Genomic DNA, 1,351 nt, shown 5'->3' with positions numbered 1-1,351 from the left:
GGCAAGCGCCTTTGCCTGCTGCCTGTCCGGGTCTATGCCGGGCAGCGCTACGCTGCTCTCCTTGACCGTCTTGCCTGCAAAGTATCCGAGCAGTCCATAGTCAAGCTCGCTTTTCATGCTTATTTCGGGCTTTATTGCAATCTTGGGTTTTCTGTGCTCGTCCATGCGCAGGTCAGAGAGGGGTGCCTTGCCGGTGACCGAGCTCGCAAGCGCCGACAGCGCGCTCTCTTTGTTTGTGCGCAAGCCCATCAGAGAATTAGAGAACACTGCCGCATTGCTTTCTGCAAAGCTGACGGTCGCGTTTTTTGGAAGGTTGAAAACCTCGTATGGCGTGCAGGTGAAAGACGGCGTGACGCCCATGCGCTCGTATGCGCTGACGATGGTGCCCTGCTTTTCAATAAACTTGTCCGACAGCCCTTCCGGCCTTGAGCGGTCATAGCCCATCGGGTTCACCGTCGTCTTTACCGCGACCCTCGCCTCCCTGATGAATTTGTCGAGAAATTCCAGTCCCGCGTCGCCGATGGTCTTGTAATTGACGCCAGAGACGTGGGCCCACTTTACCGGGACGAGCTTTTTTGCGCCGGTGGCCTCGCCTATTGCGACGAGTATGCGGTAGGCAGAAGCAAGCGCCTCGCCCTTTTCGCCACGGAGCGCCTTCTCTTCTTCCCGGGTTAGCTCCACACCGTTACTCGCTAAAAAGAGTATAAGAACTCTTGCCAGCCTCTGGTCAATTACTGCAGAAAAGTGAACAGTGTTTTTGTATGCAAAATCCAAAAAATGGGCTGCGCGCTTTTATGAAATTTTTGCGCCCTGATGGGCGTGCCAAAGCTTGCTGCTTTTACGCTTGCCTTGATCCTGCTGGGTTTTGCGACTCCTGTCTTGCCAGCGGCAAGTGCCGACGAACCTGTAACTATCCTGGTCAGCATCCTCCCTGGCGCGGCAGACCTTGGCGACAGGGGCATGGCGCCAAACCCTGCGCATGTAAAGCCTGGCGATGCCGTAATCTGGACGAATCACGACGTTGCCCTGCACACTGTAACGTTTGGCGATCCCACTGGCGGTGTTCCGATCCTTGATTTCAACCTGATAGCGCCGGGAAAAACGTTCAGCCACACTTTTGACAGCGCGGGCGCTCTCAATTACTATTGCGCGCTCCACCCGTTCAAGACCGGCACAGTTATGGTGGGAGACGAGAGGTCGCCCAAGCTGAACGTCTCTGTAGCCACCGACAAGGGCTTTTACGAGAGAGACGAAACCATCAAAGCCACTGGAAAAGTGGGAGATATTTCGCCCGGCCTGCCGGTCGTGATACAGGTTTCAAATCCCGACAACGCCGCATACCGGCTTGACC

At 55.7% G+C, this 1,351-nt stretch carries 2 protein-coding genes; one reads left to right on the top strand and one right to left on the bottom strand.

Features of this window, described 5'->3' with window-relative positions; genetic code table 11:
* The coding region (locus ACREAY_RS11925; RefSeq protein ID WP_431755986.1) for an aconitase X at positions 1 to 681 on the bottom strand (681 nt) is incomplete at its 3' end.
* Between the two features lie 138 nt (positions 682 to 819).
* On the opposite strand from ACREAY_RS11925, the gene ACREAY_RS11920 reads away from it, so the two are divergent.
* On the top strand, positions 820 to 1,351 hold a 532-nt coding region (locus ACREAY_RS11920; RefSeq protein WP_431755985.1), incomplete at its 3' end, for a plastocyanin/azurin family copper-binding protein.

Source organism: Nitrososphaera sp., from assembly GCF_050748925.1.
Lineage (GTDB): Archaea > Thermoproteota > Nitrososphaeria > Nitrososphaerales > Nitrososphaeraceae > Nitrososphaera.
Note: the sequence above shows the minus strand (reverse complement) of the source record. Positions and strands in the feature narration are given on the sequence as shown.